At 56.9% G+C, this 18,010-nt stretch carries 17 protein-coding genes and 2 pseudogenes; 12 read left to right on the forward strand and 7 right to left on the reverse strand.

The genetic code is table 11. The annotated features are described in order from the left end of the window. Window positions 1-157 precede the first annotated feature (157 nt). The 3 genes from Q2941_RS11090 (at window position 158) to Q2941_RS11100 (ending at window position 1,686) form a co-directional block, all read left to right on the forward strand. On the forward strand, window positions 158-550 hold the full coding sequence (locus Q2941_RS11090; RefSeq protein WP_458192491.1) for a hypothetical protein: 393 nt from the start codon (window positions 158-160) through the stop codon (window positions 548-550). A gap of 204 nt (window positions 551-754) precedes the next feature. After that, the gene (locus tag Q2941_RS11095) at window positions 755-1,030 is read left to right on the forward strand and encodes a hypothetical protein (protein ID WP_458192492.1); all 276 of its coding nucleotides are present in this window, start codon (window positions 755-757) and stop codon (window positions 1,028-1,030) included. Between the two features lie 359 nt (window positions 1,031-1,389). After that, a complete protein-coding gene (locus tag Q2941_RS11100) occupies window positions 1,390-1,686 on the forward strand; it encodes a hypothetical protein (protein ID WP_458192493.1) in 297 nt (98 codons plus the stop codon). Window positions 1,687-2,132: 446 nt separating this feature from the next. Here Q2941_RS11100 and Q2941_RS11105 read toward each other — a convergent pair whose 3' ends face one another. Then, complete coding sequence (locus Q2941_RS11105; protein ID WP_458192494.1) at window positions 2,133-2,360, reverse strand: hypothetical protein; 228 nt, start codon at window positions 2,358-2,360, stop codon at window positions 2,133-2,135. 4 nt (window positions 2,361-2,364) lie between these two features. Next, entirely contained in the window at window positions 2,365-2,691 is a 327-nt protein-coding gene (locus Q2941_RS11110; protein WP_458192495.1) for a PilZ domain-containing protein, read from the reverse strand. Window positions 2,692-3,940: 1,249 nt separating this feature from the next. On the opposite strand from Q2941_RS11110, the gene Q2941_RS11115 reads away from it, so the two are divergent. The 3 genes from Q2941_RS11115 (at window position 3,941) to Q2941_RS11125 (ending at window position 5,645) form a co-directional block, all read left to right on the forward strand. Beyond that, complete coding sequence (locus Q2941_RS11115; protein WP_458192540.1) at window positions 3,941-4,417, forward strand: Lrp/AsnC family transcriptional regulator; 477 nt, start codon at window positions 3,941-3,943, stop codon at window positions 4,415-4,417. An 82-nt stretch (window positions 4,418-4,499) separates the two neighbouring features. Further along, the gene (locus Q2941_RS11120; protein ID WP_458192496.1) at window positions 4,500-4,754 is read left to right on the forward strand and encodes a hypothetical protein; all 255 of its coding nucleotides are present in this window, start codon (window positions 4,500-4,502) and stop codon (window positions 4,752-4,754) included. A gap of 663 nt (window positions 4,755-5,417) precedes the next feature. Next, the gene (locus Q2941_RS11125; protein WP_458192497.1) at window positions 5,418-5,645 is read left to right on the forward strand and encodes a hypothetical protein; all 228 of its coding nucleotides are present in this window, start codon (window positions 5,418-5,420) and stop codon (window positions 5,643-5,645) included. Here Q2941_RS11125 and Q2941_RS11130 read toward each other — a convergent pair. Together Q2941_RS11130 and Q2941_RS11135 are read right to left on the reverse strand one after the other, a co-directional pair. Then, entirely contained in the window at window positions 5,642-6,673 is a 1,032-nt protein-coding gene (locus Q2941_RS11130; protein WP_458192498.1) for a GSU2403 family nucleotidyltransferase fold protein, read from the reverse strand. The two genes, Q2941_RS11125 and Q2941_RS11130, sit on opposite strands and share 4 nt — an antisense overlap. 569 nt (window positions 6,674-7,242) lie before the next feature. Then, on the reverse strand, window positions 7,243-7,821 hold the full coding sequence (locus Q2941_RS11135; RefSeq protein WP_458192499.1) for a hypothetical protein: 579 nt from the start codon (window positions 7,819-7,821) through the stop codon (window positions 7,243-7,245). A gap of 157 nt (window positions 7,822-7,978) precedes the next feature. Here Q2941_RS11135 and Q2941_RS11140 point away from each other — a divergent pair, with 157 nt between their 5' ends. From Q2941_RS11140 to Q2941_RS11155, 4 genes and pseudogenes are all read left to right on the forward strand, one after another. Continuing rightward, on the forward strand, window positions 7,979-8,521 hold the full coding sequence (locus Q2941_RS11140) for a KAP family P-loop NTPase fold protein (protein WP_458192500.1): 543 nt from the start codon (window positions 7,979-7,981) through the stop codon (window positions 8,519-8,521). Between the two features lie 67 nt (window positions 8,522-8,588). Continuing rightward, a pseudogene (locus Q2941_RS11145) lies at window positions 8,589-8,739 on the forward strand (IS481 family transposase); the annotation flags it as partial. 333 nt (window positions 8,740-9,072) lie between these two features. Further along, window positions 9,073-9,888, forward strand: coding sequence for a hypothetical protein (locus Q2941_RS11150; protein ID WP_458192501.1), 816 nt, complete (start codon window positions 9,073-9,075; stop codon window positions 9,886-9,888). Window positions 9,889-11,270: 1,382 nt separating this feature from the next. Beyond that, window positions 11,271-11,357, forward strand: a complete 87-nt coding sequence (locus tag Q2941_RS11155; RefSeq protein ID WP_458192541.1) for a hypothetical protein — start codon at window positions 11,271-11,273, stop codon at window positions 11,355-11,357. Window positions 11,358-11,620: 263 nt separating this feature from the next. On the opposite strand, the pseudogene Q2941_RS11160 reads toward Q2941_RS11155, so the two are convergent. The 3 genes and pseudogenes from Q2941_RS11160 to Q2941_RS11170 form a co-directional block, all read right to left on the reverse strand. Further along, window positions 11,621-11,746 (reverse strand): annotated as a pseudogene (locus Q2941_RS11160) (4-hydroxybenzoyl-CoA thioesterase); the annotation flags it as partial. A gap of 172 nt (window positions 11,747-11,918) precedes the next feature. Then, a complete protein-coding gene (locus Q2941_RS11165; protein ID WP_458192502.1) occupies window positions 11,919-12,644 on the reverse strand; it encodes an alpha/beta fold hydrolase in 726 nt (241 codons plus the stop codon). Between the two features lie 1,099 nt (window positions 12,645-13,743). After that, window positions 13,744-15,141, reverse strand: coding sequence for a hypothetical protein (locus Q2941_RS11170; protein ID WP_458192503.1), 1,398 nt, complete (start codon window positions 15,139-15,141; stop codon window positions 13,744-13,746). Window positions 15,142-15,397: 256 nt separating this feature from the next. Between Q2941_RS11170 and Q2941_RS11175 the strand changes: the two genes are divergently transcribed. Both Q2941_RS11175 and Q2941_RS11180 read left to right on the forward strand, forming a co-directional pair. Beyond that, window positions 15,398-16,372: a glycosyltransferase family 2 protein gene (locus tag Q2941_RS11175; protein WP_458192504.1), complete on the forward strand. Its 975-nt coding sequence runs from the start codon at window positions 15,398-15,400 to the stop codon at window positions 16,370-16,372. A 269-nt stretch (window positions 16,373-16,641) separates the two neighbouring features. Further along, complete coding sequence (locus tag Q2941_RS11180) at window positions 16,642-17,910, forward strand: MFS transporter (RefSeq protein WP_458192505.1); 1,269 nt, start codon at window positions 16,642-16,644, stop codon at window positions 17,908-17,910. Window positions 17,911-18,010: the final 100 nt, after the last annotated feature.

Here is an 18,010-nt window from a genome sequence, read left to right on the forward strand (position 1 = left end):
CCGTGGTCGGCAGCGGCACACTACTATGGCCCCAGGACAACACCGTGCGCTGCGGGTTGCCCTGCTTCGGGCGTTGAGCAACGGCGAACTGGACATCTACGATTTTTGCAGGGACTTCTTGTACCGCGACAACAACCACGACATTTAATTTTCCGATGTGTCGCGGCAGATTTTCCTGCCGACAACGCGCGAACTGCTGCGCTACATCGAGGAGCATTTCGATAAGGTCGTGCCGGCATCGGATCGCACCGTCACGATCAACCACAACAGCAAGGAGTATACTGACGCCGACGCAGCGATGGAGAAGTTGGAGAAGACAATCCGCGAGGCCAGCGACTTCGACGATCCGCTAGAGAAAGATCAGCGCGAGGCCGAAGTTTCAGCCGGCCGGCGTCTGTTGAAGGCCACGCGGGTTCGCGTCAATGTACTGTTGGCGCTCCTGAAGCCGATCGTTACCCAGTATGGAACGAAGCTCAAGGACAGCCTGATCGGGATGGCTGTGCAGGCAACGATCGGCGTGCTCGGGCACCTCTTGGGGAAGATATTCTAGCCAGCGATTTAACGTAATGATCGAAAGCTGCGAGGACGTCGGTTTGTTCTCGATTCTGATATTGTAGCGCCTATCGAGCGTCGGCATGGATTCCTCCCAGCGCCACTACGGGCTGGTTATTTTCGTTGGCTGGGAGCGCCGTGCAACGAGGCGAACTAACGAATGTCGCTCGCAGCATCTTGAAGTGAAGGGGTTCGCCTTATAGTGCCCGACTTCTGGAATTTAGCGACCGGACGCGAGAGCTATAGCCCGCTTCGCCCCGACCAGTACCTGATATTCTGGACGCTGCGCGAAATGCGCAAGCGGCCATACAGCCGCGTGGCCGAGCCTTCGGCTCAAATGAAGTGCCCGATCGTTACCCGTGTAGACGGCAACATGGGCGCCCCAGGCGCTCTGATTCCGGTTGAAGAGCAGAAGGTCGAGCGGCTGATATTGATCGACCTCGATCGTATGTTCTGTATCGTCCCACAGATTGCTTGACCGCAAGTTGGGAACGTAACGGCCGAAATGCCGCAGCAATTCGTAGGGCGAAGTTTGGGCAGTTTGCCCCGCATTCAATTCCCAACAGCGTTGGCGAGTCTGCGTCGTGGTTCGGGTCATAGCGTATCTGCCAGAACCATTCGGGAATTTCAGGAACTAGATCTACAACTGACATCGACTTGGGGCATCTGCACAATGAAACGAACTAACTCCCGCAATGTAGCAGAAAAGATCCTCCTCTCCACAATGTTGTGAGGGTCTACCGAATGACTTGATAGCGCTAACTTGAGGAGATCAGTTGCGGCAAGCGTTTGAACCTCTACACGCAAAGGTTGATTGTATGGGAAATAAAGTGGTAAATGTATCTGCTCGGCTCACAGCGAGGTCGCATGACAGAACCTGTACCGCCCATGCTAGCGAAGCCCTCAGGCGATGAGCTTGCACGCGCAAAGATGCTGGCCGAAACGATGGCGGCAGTGCTTATGGACGAAGACGTTACGGACGCGGCAGTTGCCATTGCACTTCTGACATGCAGCGTCGTCAATTACTATGCGCGCGATCGTGCCGACGCCGCCGAACTATTGAGCAAAATCCGCCGAGTCGAAGATTGGCTCTTGGCGAAGGCGGGGCAGGCCGCTAAGCCGACACTGCAATAATGCTCCTCACGTCCTACCGCTGCGTCGGTCGAAGGAAACATTCGGCCGCGGTCAACCCGGGCTCAAACGTCCACAGATCACGAAAACATTTACTGATGGCGGAACGGTGAGGGAAGGATCCAGACGATTTCCGTTCATTCTGGCCTCGGAGGCAACCTGTTTCCAAAATTGACGTATTTAAAGGAGCATGGGTTGCAAGCGGTAGACAAACGTCTCTAACGGACGATTAAAGGCTTCCTTTAGAGATCGTGACCTTCGTGCTCAGGACTTCGATCAGGATCTCCTGGCCCTTGATCTACATTGAAAGCCTTGTGATTTGGCGGCGCCACGCGACAATTTCTCTTCTATCATCTTAGAAGTGACCCCGTGTCGCAGCGTGCGCTGTCTCTCAAAGGCGGCATCTTAGGACCTTCGATTAGGCAATTGCCGCAAGAGTGCCGCCCAGGCTAACGCCAAAACGAACCTTGCTCTTCCGGCGTCTCATTCAGCCAGATCAATGCCTCGCGCGCCTCAAGACGAAGAAGCCTCTCCTCTTTGAGGGCAGAAGAGGACAACTCCTTGGCGAGATAGAGAAGAAATCCGTCGTGATCGCGAAACGGCGCTTCCCGGGCTTCGAGAGCCAAAAGGGACTCCATATCCAGCGCAGGTATACTGCGCGAGAAAATCAACTCCATTGAATTAATCCGCGGCAGAGCTAGGTGACCTGTCGGAATGCGACGCGCGTTCACCACGGGTCCGGCTCGTTACGAATTCGACACCGACTTCGGAGCCGTCCAGCCGGACCAACTCGCATCTGCGGTAGACCAAACCCATTGTCGAAAGCAGCAAGAAGAACTGCCGCGCCTTGAGGACTTCCGGCGATCCATCTATCCGAAGCCGTGCTCCCGTTTGGGAAACATCAAGGAGAACGCAATCGCGGCGCCATTTGCCGTCGGCGCCTACCAAAGTTGCGCGATATCGATGATCGAGCTGAACGCGTTTGGCTTTTCGCTGATCCCAACTCATAGACTTAAAGCGACCTCGGCCGCCCCCTGAAATAATCTTCTGAAAAAACTTAGCCGGTGCCGTAGAGCCAAAACGGCTCCTCGACGGCTTAATCTTAGAAAAAAAGACGACGCGAATCGAACCAGTCAGCCTATTACCAAGCGCAAGTTAATAACCCTTACCAGCACGCAACTATCGACGAACCGACGCACAGTGCGTTGTGACGAACATCGGCGGCAGTGCGAAGAGAATTTGGTTTCGGCTATTGCATTCATTCGGAGAGATACGAGCACCTCCAAAAGGCGCTACGCACAAAAAACGCGCATTTCGAGAAATCGCGAAGAGAAACTGCGTCTCGATATTAGGAACGCTTTATCGCCAGCTCCGGAGTGCAAGGGCATCGAGCTCGCCGCGCGTAACAACACGCGAGGCGACTTTTCACTCGATCCTGCCAGCGCCTATGTGCCGCCCGATGAGCCGGTGCTGACGGCCTAAGATGCGATTTACGACCTGTTGGCGTCTACAGGGTGAGTTGGCGGATGATGCCGTTGGCGAGAGCTCGCGCAGCTCGGTGTGCTCATCGATTCGGAACGCGAGCCTGCGCCCCGCACGTGTATGAAAGTAATGTTAGTATTACCCTGGCTTACAACGGCTTCTGCATCTCGCCCGTCTTCGCCGACATCGCTTCATAGTTTTCGATTTGGCTTTCGTATCGGCCACAAACGATCCGATAGTCACAAGCAGAAAAAACGTCAGCCTATGCAGATTTCCGAGAGCGGAAGCACAGCGCGCGGTGATAGCGCTATCGGCAATCGACCTTGAACTTTGGTTTGTGGATGGCTCCAACGCCGAACAACAATGATCGCGTTTCTGGCTTCGAAACGACGGCCTCCTTGAGAAAAGCGCTATTTGAACATATGAGAGCTCGTGCTAAGCGAGCGCCGTTTCAAGCAGGCCGCGATTACGCTGGATGCGGTTGCGATTGAAGCAGGTCTGAGAACGAAAATCATCGTTTGTGATCGTCGCTCCTCGGCTGTCCTGGCTCGCCGCGTCGGCTGACTCGGGACATCTGGACAAGGATTCAAGCATGCGAGCTCGGCGCGACTTTCTGCTAGGGCTGCTCCGGCATGGAAGTTGCAGCGCTTGTGAGCGTCAAGCGGCGCGATCAGCCAGTGCGCATGCCCTCGCGCCTTGGCGTCGTTCAAGGGACTTTTTGTACCCGCAAGGATCTTTCGTGGTGAAGCTCACCTCCAAAGCGTGGCCTCCAACTATGCGGTACGATCGGATCGACGCCCGCATTCTGGAGATCCTGCAGAAGAACAATCGTCTTACGACGGAAGCCATCGGCGAACTCGCCGGCCTTTCTTCTACGGCGTGTCAGCGCCGTCTCAAACGGCTGCGTTCGGAGGGCATCATCGAAGCCGATATCTCGATCGTTTCGCCAAAAGCGGTCGGCAGATGCATCCAGGCGCTTGTGCTCGTCAGCCTGGAGCGAGAGAGCTCGGAGATCATTGACGGGTTCAAAAAGGCCATCAAGACCTCGGCCCAGGTTGTGAATGGGTTCTATGTGACCGGAGAGGCAGACTTCGTCCTCTACGTTACCGCGCGCACAATGGACGATTATGAACAGTTCACCCGCCGTTTCTTGCAGAAAAACCTCCACATCAAAGGGTTCACAACCATGGTCGTCATGGACCGGGTGAAGGCGGGCTTTGCCATTCCGGTGGAGCCTCCCCTCGCCGACTGACGACATGCTCATGCGAGATGTCTCGGGCCCCGGTGGCAGATGGTGGTCGGGCCTAGGCGAAGGGCGAAAAGGGCTTCGACTGATGCGCCAGCTCGATCTGTGGCTTCAAGATCCTGCTGTTGTGCAGCGACAGGCTAATATGATTGCTTGCCCCTACCGAATTGCATCGATGACTGAAGTCTCGACCTCCGACGACCACGCCGCCCATAGCGCGCTCACCGATCCCGGCCCTTACGCCGCTTTTGATCAGAAGGATGCCACTGGATATTCCAGCGTTGTGTCGCATTTTGCATGGTCTTGCCGCCTTAGCAGCGCGGCGGGGCAATATCTCGTTTGAGGTTGTCGAACCGAGAACGTCATGCGTCGATAGCTTATGCTGCGGAACTCGGTTTGGACATCGACGGAGTCGTCGACGTCGCCGACAAATTGAAGGCTGCAGGTGAATCATGTCCTATTATCCACCTCAAGAGCTGACTTTTCGACACGATTCGAGCATTTCAACAAATCATTCTTAAAAATCCGCACAAGAACCGGATTTATATGAACGGTTCAAAGAGCTCCGCCCAGGTCCGATGCGTTGTATCCGCCTCGCCTGGGGAGAGTTACGTCGACAAGCGTCAACTGCTCTCGTTACCAAAGCCACGAGGTCATCCAAACGCAGCCGACTTGCGACCGGTAATCCATGTGCAATGAGGAGGGGCTGGAAAAATCGCGGAATGTACAAGGACATCCCGACGACTAAGGGAACGCCGCTTGTCCGCGAATAGCGACAGGAGCGTTTGTAGGTCCACTAAAGAACGAGTCGCCGGGGTTATAAGAGCGCTCGATTCAACGACTCGATTTTGTAAGTTGATGCCCCTCATAGAAAATCAGCGGCCAGGTTTTAGGCCAAACATTAACGCCGCGAAGATTTCGCCGTGAGTACCGTTAGCGGTTTTGCGGTGACTGCAAACCGTTTTTGATCGGAATCAAATCGCCACCAACCGCTGCGCTGCCGGCAATGCTGGCGGCGCCGATCGCGATGCTAATCCTGGTGCTGGTGTTGGTGCTGCTGCTGGCGATGACGATGACGATGCCGGTGATCGTGGCAGTCATGATGATCTTCGTCACGTCGATTATGGCGATGATCATGCCGACGAGCAGCAGCATCGTGCCGATCATCATCGTGGCGCCGCCGATGATCGGCGCCGGCTTTGACGACCTCATTCTTGTCGAGCCTGACTGCTAGGCTCGCGCCGCGGTGTCTTTCTTAACGAAAAACGGCGCCGCGCTGTCTACCACTTCTTTCGGAAGCATCCCTAACTGCTCTGCGTCGAATGGCAGGTGAGTGAGATAGTTTGCCACTAGAGCACTCACGGCTTCCGCCTGCGCTGCATCTCGTTGGTCCCTCTCCGCACGCCGGGACAACCAAAGCTTATGGGCGGCCCAAACCCGCGGATCTGGAGCGACGATGCGCACCGGTTCGCCCTTTTCGTCGATCGCGACCGCCTCGAAAGCCGGAGAATTCTGCAGCCAGTCGAGTCCTTCGATTTGAACGGCTGTCAGGTCTTCCGGGTCCGAGCCGATCTTGTCCGGAGCCTTCTTCCAAGAAGGGCTCTGCATCGGCTTGATCAGATCGACGAGATAGCCGTCCCGGTTCACAGCCCGGAACGTCTGCTTGGCGCGTTCGAAGCTGGTGTCGACACGTTGGAGTATTTTCAGGAGCGAAGACTCGGAGACGTCGTCGTCCGCCACGAACGTAAGTGCGCGGCGCGCGTCGAGCAGAATATCGATGTCTTCCGTCGTTGCTAAGCCCGGATCGATCCTGACGCCGGAAGAGGCCTCATAACCGTAGATCGCGTTCGTTTCGAGAATCCGAATGCCTGAACCTAACATCCCGAAGCGGTCGAGAGCGCGCATGATCCGAGCTCCAATCAGCGGTACGCGACCCAATTCGAGCGCTCGATTGACTGCGGCTTGTCGCTCCATCGTGTCGCGCAAATTCTTCAATCGGCCTTCTGCCGCAGCGCGCTTAGCGTCGAAGTCAGCCTTCATTTTTTCGGTTTCGGGAGAGCGCACGCCGAGCGAGCTTTGCTTCCGGAGGCCCGCTTTGTTGTAGTAGCTCCGGACGAGGTATTCACGACCTTTGGACACCGCCCAAGTCAGGGAACCGCGATGAGCGTCGTACGCGCCCTTGGCGTCCCGCAGGGCCTGAAAGCGCTGCTGGCTGTTGACCAGCTCGCGGCGCTGATCATTGTTAAGTTCTCGAAAGCCCATGGTTTCAACGCTCGGATCTATTCTAGATCGCCGCTGTTGAAACCGTATTTCTCTAAAAAATCAAGAGTTTCAGCAGTTTCTCCAGAAACAGGCCAAAACTGTTGAAACTGGGAACTTTTACCTACTTCCCGGCGACCCTTCGTGCCGCCTTGGAGCTGACATCTAAGCGGGTATTCGGCGAAACCGAATGGGTAGGCCCCCCAGAGAACCTCGTGGCCAGCGCCGCCGCGATCCGACATGCGTTTTGCGACGTGATCGCCCGTCGCACGCTCGATATCGCTTCAGGCCATAACTGCCCCTTGTGCGGTTGATCGCCTTGCGACGCGGATACTTTTAACGGAATTCGGCTGCGCGAATGGACTCAACCACGGCCTAGTCGTCCAGCATTTCCGCCCGGCTCGTTTAAAAACACGCATCTGCCTCCTGGAAAGTCTCGTCGCGGTTGCTAACCGTCCGGTATCAGAACCGGATGAGAGCGGGCTCCAAGTCCATCGCCCATCGAGTCGCGCCGTGCCCCCTGACGGATAAGACTAAAGACGCGATGTCCTCGCGCCAGTGCGTCTCGTCGTTCAAGTCGAGATCGTACGTCCCCGCCCGAGCGGATTGAGCAGGCGGACGATCTCACAGGCCGCAACGAGGCCGATCAGCCATGCGGCGCTACGCAGGCCGATCCTTGCCACGATCTCGACGACGAAGGCACCTTGTCCGCCCAGGAACGGCGTAGCGGCGAACAAGGTGAGTTCGTACGCGGCGAAGGCACAGACGAATGCAAGCGCTAATGCCAGAGCCGTGCGGTTTTGCGGGAGCGCACCGAGAACGACCGCCGAGGCGGCAGTCGCTCCCAGCGCCGCCGCGCCGATGACGAAGCCCCAGGCGATCGTGTTTGCATCCACCGGATAGTGCAACGCGCCGAATCCGATCGTTTGATTGACCAGCCACGCCCCGGTGACGATGAGCAGAGCCGGACGCAGCCTCAACGTCGCGGCGACGATGACCGCAAATGCCGCAAACGGTGTCGCACAGGCGAACGTGAAGCTTGCAAGCGCGCAGGACACCGTCAGAAGCGCAAAGCAGAACATGGCGGCGTAGCGCCGCTCAACCGGATACAAGCGGAAACGGTCAGCATTGGGCGGCAGAAGGTTGACCATGGGCTAAATCTCCTTTCCGGCAATTCTAGCTGCATTTGGCGCCGAGGGACAACTTTTTGCCGGTCAATGCAGGGCTTCCATGAGATTTTCGGACGCGGAAAGGTCGATCCGATCATACGCGGCGAGCACTCCACCAGTGTTGAGGACAGTGGCTTGGTTGCAGCCACTGCCAGAGACGGTCGCCGATGCCGCCAGGAAGGTGCTCAAGCGCGTCGACTGGCTGAAACTGGCTCGCCAGGCCGGCGGCTTCGCCTTCACCGCGGCGACCGGCGCGTTCGACCAGGTCAAGGGACTCTATGAGTTCGCCAGCTCGTTTCTGTCCAAGCCGCAGGAGCACGTCTCGATCGAGGACCTGAAGAGCGTTGCGAACAAGGCCGGCGAGTTCATCAAGGAGGCGCCGGAGGAGAGCGACAATCTGCCCGAGCACATCCATGCGTTCCGCGATGAATTCAAGGAGTTGCTCGATGCCGCCGACATCGACCAGCTCATCGTCATCGTGGACGATCTCGATCGCTGCCTGCCGAAAACGGCAATCGCGACACTGGAGGCGATCCGGCTGTTCCTCTTCGTCGAGCGCACAGCCTTCGTGATCGGGACCGACCAGCTCATGATCGAATATGCGGTGCGGGAGCACTTCCCGGACCTGCCGCGCCGAGCTCGGGCCCGGTCAGTTATGCGCGGAACTATCTCGAGAAGCTGATCCAGGTCCCGTTCCGAATCCCCGCGCCCTCTGACAACGGGGAGCGAGCTTCGGAAGCCGCGCTAATGCGGACAGCCCGACGGCGAGACATGTGACTCACATGCTCGATATGCGCTGCCAAGAGCACGGGAACGAACATCGACTGACCAAATCAAACATCCCTGGACCAATGACCAGATCGAGCGCATGAACCACAGGTCAAGGAAGCGACTGTCCAAAGCTGCGATTTCTTTCAAGTATAATCTGCCGCTTAAACGGTGCGGACATCCTTGGCACGGAATTAGCTCTCTCATTGAGGAGGATGGCACGGCTGGTTACGCTATTGCTGTCCCCGGAAAGCACGAAGGCGCGGTGGTATCCGGCATCGCCGACGGGAGACCCTGAGAATGCCAGTGCATATGTCCAAAAGGGGCGAGGTGAATACCAACTCAACTGACTCGGCAGGACAACAACCGAGCACCACGAGTCCACAGGCCAGCTCACTAGCACACTCGCCCTCTGTGTTGATGGCACCCGAGGTTGGATTGCCCCCGGCAGAGACGAAAGGCGACGTGAGAGCGCGCGCGATCCCGGCAGGGGAACGGTGCAGAGCCTCGTCATTCGTTAAAGCGCGCGCTCAGCTTGCCGCAACACTGACCGGCGCGAGCGTTGCGGCGCTTAGGAACGACATCGAGCTGGCCGAGCAGCGATCAGCTCAATGGTCGACAGCGACAGGGTCTTCGACCAGCAGCGTCGATGGCGATGGCATTTTCGACGATGTGGTGGCATCGTCGTATGTAAAGCTGCAGCGTTTTCAGAACGATGCCAGCCATTGCAAGCCACGCACGGAAGACAAGACGAACGCAATATCGCACGTGCGTACCCTGGCGCGCGAACATTCTCCCGCTAGCCATTCTCTGGAACAATATCCTCTGGATCTGGCGCGCAGGGCCGGACGGCACATGCGCGGTCTGACGAACTCACCTTTCGTTTCGTTGGTCAAGGACGCCTCAAAACTGGTCGTTTCGCGAGACCATTGGGCGAGGGCAATCGCCAATAACGCGACGATGTTGTATAGCTACACGGTACCGAGGGCGACCATCTGGACGCCCGAAGGGATCATCAACAGCATTTCGCTCCGAATGGACGTCCAAGATAGGGACGAGATAATAGATGCGGATATAAACCTCATGGTGGCACTGAGCAAAACACCAATGGACGAGACCGAGGTATTGTTTCGCGGCGGGAATCTGGACGAGTATCGGACGGCCAGCGAACCGAATCCGTACACCGCCGGTCCAAGCGACAATCAAGGGGCTCGACGATCGGCCGAGGACGATTCGAACTGGGCGCGTTGCGTGCATGACGCCTCGGCTAGCCGCCGGTAACGCGAAAACCCACCGCAATTTGCCTGGTTACCGGGGGGAACGGGAAAGAGAACGCGATGCAGTCAGCGCAACGAGGGCTACCGTGTTCGGCAGGAACATTTGGCTTTCGTGCCGGTGTGTTGACCACGGCTGCCACGTGTGCATCTCTCCATCAACTGCCAAGGCTGGTAGTGGACTTCAGTCGCAATGCGTTGCTAGAGAAGTAGGCACCTAGCTCGATTGGATTATTCGGGGGGCCAGCGCTTGGGCAATCCCGAGCTCTCTTTGTCGATACGGAGAACTCCACTTGAGCTCTTGCGCTCTCGGCGTTTCGCCGAATGTCCATTGGCAGGGCGGCCAGGCCTTCAGCGAATCGGGCCGAAGAGCCTGTCAACGCTGAATTCGCGAACCCTGCAGCCGGTTGCGATGCTCAGCGATGAGGATGATGGATGAGATAAAGGTCGTTGCCAATCCACTGGGCCGCCTGATGACAAACCTTGTATTCGGCTCAGAATCATTCGGCACGAGTTGCCATTGGCGCAGTTCAATGTACAGACCATCCGGGATGAATTGATCCCCATCATGAGAATCGACGCAACGGCGTATCCGAAGTCCGGGAGGTCGTGCAGTGCTTCCAAACCGCCGTGCACGGAGGACGATGCCCTAGCTGTGGACGATGCCTCTCCCGCAGACCGCGAGGCCCTTTCGAGGCGCCCCTCCACAGCTCCGTGATGTTCAAGCCCAAGTTGCGGAATCAGAATAATTTCAACGCCTAGCGGATTATTTGGGGTCACCTCTCTTCTTCCTGTCCACTGCGCCGCATAGCGCCGACCGTGGATGTACACGTTTGTCGGCCGGAACGGCCTTGGCAGGAGTTCGTCTCTGTTGAGCGCGCGAAGCAGCACGCCAGGAGCTGATTGGGTGCCGTGCTGCCAGCCAAAACCGACGATATGTCCGAAATCCTCAACTCGCTGGCGACCGCCGGCGGCAACGTACTATCGAGACGTCCTCCAGATCGGAGAAGTATCTGCGACGCGCCGTGCTGTGGCGTGCCTTCCGGGGCTGCGATACTTTCCAGAAATGGCCTCACCAGTTCACAGTCCTCCTCACTCAAGACGAAGGCCTCGGGCGACACACCCGGTGCCGAACCGCCGTACACGGAGGCCAACTCCGCAGGCCTCGCGGCCGACGAGGGCTCAAAGACATGCGCCACAGGCCCAGCTTGACCCTCACGTGACTCTGATGTCGTGGGCGCATTCGACGCAGTAGTGGCGTGCCGCTGAGTGCCTGCCCCGGCGCTCGGGTCGGCGTCTTCGCGGTATAACTGGCGAAGGTACCTCAACGCGGACATGATCGCAGGGGTATAAGCCTTGTACTCTTTAGCATGCTGCGTCAATGCCATCTTGGATCGCATCATTCACAACGCTCACCGCATCGAGCTCAAGGGCGACAGCCTGCGGCGTCGGGCCGATGATAGGACAAAAGCGTGACCACCGTGCGCCCGATCGTCCCACCAGCCCACAGACCCTCCCGCGCGCGCCGCTGCGTCGCTCTTGCTCCGCGCTGCGCACGGGACCTTCCCATGGACCGCTGGGACGATCTTCAAACCCTCCCGCCCGTCTTGACCAAGAGGATCATTCCAGCACACATAACCCCCGTCAGTCGTGTTCGCCTCTGCAAGTGATCACCATCATCTGAGAATCCGTGATCACAATCGCCTGGAACCGCTGATCACCATCCCTAGAATGCGCACGTCCAAGACCGCAGGTCTTAGAAAATCAATTGTCATCGAACGGACAACGAAGGCAAAGCCGGGCGCGTCGTTCTACGCTTCCTCGAGCAGCGCTTGCTGATTAGATCCGAGTAGGCGCACGTAACTTTAGTGCGTACCAAGCGCACACCCTCATCCTGAGGAGCCCACGACAAGCGGGCGTCTCGAAGGTTGGCCGCGGGTGAGAGCCGGGCCTTCATGATCGCCCGGCGATGCGAAGCATAGTCCGGAGACGCGCGTTCCGCGCTCCTCACCATCAGGGTCTCGTGACGCAGCAAGTTTAGTCCCGCCCCGCCTCCAAGATCGCGCGTGCCAGCCGGGCCGGATCGGAGAAGCACAATTCGTGGCTCCCAGGTACCTGCACCAGGCGGAACAGGCCGAGCTTCTCCGACAGCCGGGGATGCCAGGGATAGCCATGCGGCAGCGCGGTATCCTCGGTGCAGTTGATGTAGGACTTCGCCAGCTGCATCTCGGCCGGGTTGCTCTTCAGCACGATCTTGTCGCTGAAGGTCTTGAGGGGATGCGGATTGAGGATGTCGTAGGCACGCTGGGCCAGTTCGAGATCGGCATCGTTGATGAACGCCTCGCGCCAGATCGAGAATGGCAGCACCACCGAGCCGTCGCCGCGCTCGGCGGCGATCGCCTCGAACAGGCCGAGATAGTGTGACGGCACCAGGTCGTTGAGCGACTCGCCGTTGTTGGGGACGAAGGCATTCCAGTAGATCAGCCGGTGGATCCGCTCCGGCACGAGGTCGGCGACCCCCGTGATGACCATCCCGCCATAGGAGTGGCCGAGCAGGATCACGTCCTTCAGATTGTTCTCGGCGAGATAATCGGCGATGGACTGGATCGCCTCCTTGAGCCCTGTGGTCTTGGCATCGCCGGGCCGGTTACCCTTGATTGTGGGCGTATGAACGGTGTGGCCCGCGGCCCGAATGGGGGCGGCGACGGGCTCGAGCTCGGCCCCGGTGTGCCAGGCGCCGTGGACGAGGACGTAGGTCGACATATTGTGGCTCCTCCGCAAGGATGGTTAGATCGGCGCGGCAGTCAGCGGATACCGAAAAGGTATTTGTCGCAAAAATATCAGGTATCCGCTTCTCCTTCGATCGTATGACGACTCATCTGTTCTCCCATAAATCTTTTGCCGTCGCGGGTCTCCCCTGGTCCGGAGCAATCAAGGGACAAAAACGAAATCGTTACCGACCGAATGACGGCAAGCGCGCCCCGCAGAAGTCGCCAAGCTGCTACGGGAATCTGGTCAAGTCAAGGATACGCAGACCATGCGTACACGAGCGAAGACGCAACGGGCGCAAAAAATGCGTTTCGCAAAGATAAATAATGAGACGATACGACGGAAAGGTACTTTGTGTGTGCCATTTAATTTTCTTGGTACGATGGATGACCCGATGGAGTTTGTCACACGAGTCTGCCAAGCGCCATTTGATCTCGGCCTGTCGCTCTTTTCGACCACCGAGAGGCAACAGTAGCACGTCTCAGATACTATGATCTTTGCCGTATCCAGGTTCCGTTTATTATGTTCGCTTAGACTGCTCTAACGGTTTCCAGGCGTTCGCTTTCGATCCGATCTTTCTGGGAATTCGCATATCCGCCTGTGGTTCGCTTGAACCACGCTGCAACTTCCTCCATTTCCAAAAGAGCGATTCTGAAAGACATTAGGATGAGAGGCGTTGCTCAGCCGGAGGGAAGGCCGTGGCTGCGCAATTGCCGAGTTCAGCCGCCTCTCAAACCCTTGGCGGGCGGCAACGTCATCCGGAACAGCGTCGGGGTCGCATCCATTGGCGCGTGTCAATCGCGGATCAGACGCGATGTCACTCCAAAATGCCGCCAACCGTAGTTTCTTCGCTCAGCCTAGCGCTTTGCGGTCGCCAACTCAGTTGCGGATTCCGCCAGCCGATGCCCTCGAGCATAGATGGCCAAACATGTTCCGGCACTCGCGCTGCACGTCTGTCATGATAATCTTTGCAGCCCTCAGGAACCATCTTCCGTCCCGACAGCTCGTTCTGTTCTCCGGTGAATGCTAGGCCTCGATTGGGGGTTTCAATGGCCGTTCTGGCCCTCCTCGAATTCCGCGTCAACTCGACATCTCATCGAGACGCCGCAAACTGCATCGCGCGGCCTTCCGGAACTACAGCATTGGAAATGTACGTTGTTGGCGGCCAGTCAGGTTCAGCAAAATCAAAATCGATTTCAATCGTTTCCCCGTTGCTTTGGACCACGCGCGCCAACGCATCCATCACGGCAGCGGTCGCCAAGTGAGAGTCTAAATTGCTGTACGTTCTTCTGCCGTCGATCCAGTCCTGAAACAATGCCGATTCAGCCGCATAAGAGAAGGAATTTCCATATGGATGCGTTATGCGCTCTTCGGTTAGGAAATCTTGAGTTCCAGCAATGAGTGCATTCGATCGTGATGTCACTATCCCGATGTTCTTCCCTCGCAAGTCTGATTGGCTTTTCCTTGAGGAGATAGGAATTTTCACAACATGCCCGTTGATGGAAAAGAGTGTCCCTAAACAGACGTCAACATCTGTGCAGTGCAGTCGACCGTTGACGTTGTATGGCACCTCCGGGAACGTTCCCCATGAGCGCATCCCCGGCGTCGTCTGTTCAAGAGCAATAGTTCCTAGACATAATGTTACCTGGGTGCGGCGAAAACAGAGTGCCAACGATGCGACGACATCGGTCTCCCCATAGTGAATTCCTGGATCAAAGCTCGCCATATGCTCACGGTAGTTATCCAGCTTATTCATTATGCCAAGAGGCAGCCGTTTCGCCTGATCTCTCGGAAACGCTGAGAAGCCACTGATGCGCAAACACAGTTCATCGTCCGCATACATCCGACGACTCATTTGCAAGAGGCGGGTTACAAGATCAACATAGTGATAGGCGCCGTGCATCAGCATGCCATAGCCGTACTTGTACGGGTGGTCTTCCCTGAGTGCGTATTCATAGGGAAGATTCCACACGCCGGATGCTGTTTTGAAGTTGATCGAAGTGACCGGAACGTTCAGCCTTTCCATCATCACCGCGAGTTGGGAACGAATCCGCTTTTCGTATATCTCGTGGTGACGATCCAGTACGATCAGACTGTGCTGGCCCTTACCGCCTTTTGCCCAGGCGAGTAGATTCTTTGTGCGCTGATAGATCGAGCCGCCGTCGAATACACCGTCGCGCATCGGCACCAATAAAGGCTTGGTCGTTAGCGTATCGTATCCCGCTGACATGCAATGCCGCAAATAGCTCTCATGCGCCTGAGGTTCTGTTGCGATGACAACCTTCAGAGTTCCGATACCTTCATTCGCACGATCCTTAAGGAACGGAGCAACATGGCTTAAGGTCGCATCGGGACCGCCATGCAAATCCGGATCGGGGACGAACATCGTATGCATTGGCTGCGCCGGCAACCCTGCCAGTCTACGCAGGACGGCATCACGTTGCGATTGAAGGTCAATGACTGAATATCCGGCGATAGTTCCGGATTGCATGGCGGCTCGAATGCATCGCGAGTACTTGTAGCCAGAAACGGGACCAAATCCCACAATTACAAGGTGATTTGACATTGATAAGGTCTGCCGAACCGACGAAAGGATGATCCGCTCACATCATCCACGAACGCATCACAACAAACGAGAAGAACTGCTGGTAGCGTCATTGTCCAGCTGCCAGGAATAGCAGCTTGTGTGCGCCTCTTGGCTGGGTCCAGGATGGGTATCGAACGTCACATCTCGGATTTGAGCTGGAATGCCGATGATGGGCACACACACATCCATCCCCTCACGACCTGACCTGGCGCCGCCTTGCCCAAGGCACGGCGTCACGATCGCCATCGCCTGTTACAATGCTGGCTCCTACTTGGCAGAATGCGTCGCATCCGTTCTTCGTCAGCCAATCCGAATACCGCATGAACTGATTATCGTAAACGATGGCAGTAACGATCCAACAACACTGCGAATACTCGCTAGCTTCAACACCAACAAAGCTATCCGTCTCATACATCACGATCGAAATAAGGGACTGCCCGCGGCTCGCAACTCCGGTCTATTTGCCGCCCGGTATGCTTATGCAACCTTCGTCGATGCGGATGACTGCCTGAACGAAAACGAAACTGCTCTGAAGAAGGGAGCGTACCTGGACCGCGCCGTGAACGCATTGAGCTCCGACCCCAGGCTCGCCTTCACACATTGCGCAACTCTCATGATTGGCGATTGTAGGGGGTTTACCAGCTCCGCCTATCCCCTCACTGAGGAGCTAGTGGCAGCCAAGCATCACGTGCCGGCGTCAATCGTTTATCGAACGGAGGATGCCGTCGCACTCGGTGGCTATAATCCCAAAATTGTCAAATGGACCGATTGGAGCTTCGGCGCCTCGCTGCTTTCTCATCGAATAGCGAAGGGATTGGATAACAAAATCGCCTACTTCTCGACTCCGTATTATCTGTACCGCGCCTATGTGGATCCACAGAGGGTTTCCCAACGGAGCGTATCGGAACTGGAGATGATTCGAGCGACCATCGAGAACTTCCGACCGCTATTCGACAAATACTACCCAAACCTGGACGACAATGAGAGGGTTCGGCGCATCTTCGCCGCGAAGCCGACCTTACTTGAATGCGTCGCGCACATGGCGAAATCAGACTTGGCTCGAGCGAGGCAATTCATCCGTGAACGCGAGCTCGATCGTCTGACTGGCGACCGCAGTATCGCACTTGCCCCATAGCCGCTCGCGGCACTGACGCTATGGTTTCACCACCGCACCGTGCCTTGCGCCCAACGGCCATCAAGCCGCTCTATTCGGTCCTGGGGAAACTCCCGGATACCGCTCAGCGGTGGGATGCGCCCAACGACCGACGGCTGATATGCTCCGTTTGCCGTCCCTGTCGGCAGCTCCTTGATCAGCGCCTCGCGGTTCATAGTTACATCTGCTATGTACAAGTGGGTCGGAATGAGAGATGACGCTCGCACGTTAACGATGGACTATCAACGTTCATGAAGCCTTCGGGTGCCAGACTTGGCCTCCTAACATATTTATTCATCTCCTTCATACTTGTCGGAGCCGGCATTGTCATTCCGGCCTGGGTCGCGTTCCACTACGGTGGCACCGGGTTTGTTGGACTGGTCCTTATCTTCACCAACGGCTCAACATTCGCATTAGCGCCCATCGCTGGCCATATCGTGGACAAGCACGACAAGCGAGCTGTCGCAACCGCCGGACAAGCGCTGCGTGCCATTGGATTCATGGGTTTCTCCCTACCCGAGTTGCTTCCCCATGGAGTCGCTTCGTCCGCCATCTTGATCGCTTCGGGCGCCATCGGAGGCTTCGGGTTCTCGCTACAGATGGGCGCCATCAGTGCGCTAACGCAAATGACCGTTGCCGCACATGACAGAGCGAGAGTGTCATTTCAGATATCGCTCGCAAAGCAGACTGGGATTGCAGCCGGCACCGGCCTTGCGGGGTTATCGATTGATAAGTTCGGCTCGTCTACAACCGCCATGTTGCTGGCGGTGCTGGCGTTAGTCGCTGTTTCCTGCTTAAGCTTTATGCGCCTTTCAGCGTTGCGCTCTTCTACGACTGGAAACACGATTGGATTTTTCGGAGCCTGTTGGCGGGCGCTGAGGTATCTTCGTCAAGACGCAGGTGCGCTCAATGCGACGATCGCCGTTGGCTTGGCATTCTCAATTATCCAGACGACCAATCTTTTGCTGCCCGGGTTCGTGGTACATGAACTCGAAGGCAGCACCAGTCTTTTTGGGACCTTGGAGATGATCGCAGCAGCAGCGGGATTCGCGGCCGTTGCCGGCTCAGCACATCACTCTTTGGCTGATAAACTAAGCGTAGCCGTTATCCCCTTGCTGGTTACAGCCGGACTGTCCCTCATCCTGTTCTCGTTTACAAATCAGAGAATGATAGCAGTTGCCGTTTACGCTTTGGCTGGGGTTCTCTGGAGTCTTTCTCGCGCGGCAGCAGATGCTGCGTTACTGACATTCGTAGAGACAGCGTTCATTGGTCGAGTGCAGGCCCTGACGACATTGATTACGGCCGTCGTCGGTCTTGTCGTCTATAGTGTGCCAACGATATTCGCGGCCTTTAGTGAAGCGCAGCTGTACGCCCTTTTCGGCAGCGTAATCGCGGCTGTCGCTACCGGCCTATACCTTTTCAGACCGTCCCATCGTCTAAGCTCTTTATCGGAAGAGGAAGTCCGAGAAGAGGACGAGCCCGAAGGTCCAAAACAAGTCCGGAAATTTCCGGTGGGTTGATCATGGACCCCGTGCCGGGCCAACGGCCCAGTCGCGCGAGAATTCACAATCTGATGAAGCCCAAGCTGATCAGATACGGCTTGTGTATCAAGTGAAGATG

It is taken from the genome of Bradyrhizobium sp. UFLA05-153, from assembly GCF_054185185.1.

Bases quoted from the DNA above. Each gene is read 5' to 3' on its own strand.
- Q2941_RS11175 (WP_458192504.1), top strand. From the start codon at position 15,398: ATGCCGATGATGGGCACACACACATCCATCCCCTCACGACCTGACCTG.
- Q2941_RS11105 (WP_458192494.1), bottom strand. From the start codon at position 2,360: ATGGAGTTGATTTTCTCGCGCAGTATACCTGCGCTGGATATGGAGTCC.
- Q2941_RS11100 (WP_458192493.1), top strand. From the start codon at position 1,390: ATGTATCTGCTCGGCTCACAGCGAGGTCGCATGACAGAACCTGTACCG.
- Q2941_RS11165 (WP_458192502.1), bottom strand. From the start codon at position 12,644: ATGTCGACCTACGTCCTCGTCCACGGCGCCTGGCACACCGGGGCCGAG.
- Q2941_RS11135 (WP_458192499.1), bottom strand. From the start codon at position 7,821: ATGGTCAACCTTCTGCCGCCCAATGCTGACCGTTTCCGCTTGTATCCG.
- Q2941_RS11125 (WP_458192497.1), top strand. From the start codon at position 5,418: ATGCTGGCGGCGCCGATCGCGATGCTAATCCTGGTGCTGGTGTTGGTG.
- Q2941_RS11130 (WP_458192498.1), bottom strand. From the start codon at position 6,673: ATGGGCTTTCGAGAACTTAACAATGATCAGCGCCGCGAGCTGGTCAAC.
- Q2941_RS11115 (WP_458192540.1), top strand. From the start codon at position 3,941: ATGCGGTACGATCGGATCGACGCCCGCATTCTGGAGATCCTGCAGAAG.
- Q2941_RS11110 (WP_458192495.1), bottom strand. From the start codon at position 2,691: ATGAGTTGGGATCAGCGAAAAGCCAAACGCGTTCAGCTCGATCATCGA.
- Q2941_RS11170 (WP_458192503.1), bottom strand. From the start codon at position 15,141: ATGCAATCCGGAACTATCGCCGGATATTCAGTCATTGACCTTCAATCG.
- Q2941_RS11120 (WP_458192496.1), top strand. From the start codon at position 4,500: ATGCGCCAGCTCGATCTGTGGCTTCAAGATCCTGCTGTTGTGCAGCGA.
- Q2941_RS11180 (WP_458192505.1), top strand. From the start codon at position 16,642: ATGAAGCCTTCGGGTGCCAGACTTGGCCTCCTAACATATTTATTCATC.